The following is a 318-nucleotide window of genomic DNA, read 5'->3' as shown; positions in this document are numbered from 1 at the left end:
GACCGGCCGCAACGAGGTCGAGCACGAGACCGCGGACTGGGTGAAGTGGTTCAACGACGAGCGACTGCACTCGGCGATCGAATACCGACCACCCATCGAGTAAGAGGAGATGTACCGTTCCAACCAGGCGACCGAACCTCAGGCCGCCTGATTCAGCAAGACCCTCCGACGGGGCCAGGGCGATTCAACCGAATCAAACCCTGCCTCTGACCATCCGCATACACAGGGATCTTGACAGGCTCCTCCGTGCAGCGCCTGACCCCCGACGAACAAGTAGAAACACCCGCTAGCATTATCGCCATGCCCGGCGACAGCGAC

1 protein-coding gene is annotated in these 318 nt (G+C 61.3%); it reads left to right on the top strand.

Annotation, left to right across the window (positions count from 1 at the left end):
• Positions 1-103 (top strand): integrase core domain-containing protein (locus H483_RS40575; RefSeq protein WP_017836703.1); only part of this gene is annotated, 103 nt, incomplete at its 5' end.
• Positions 104-318: the final 215 nt, after the last annotated feature.

Origin of the sequence: Dietzia sp. UCD-THP, from assembly GCF_000349585.1 — a bacterium.
GTDB classification, from domain to species: Bacteria; Actinomycetota; Actinomycetes; order Mycobacteriales; family Mycobacteriaceae; genus Dietzia; species Dietzia natronolimnaea_A.
This window is presented reverse-complemented; position numbering and strand designations above follow the sequence as displayed.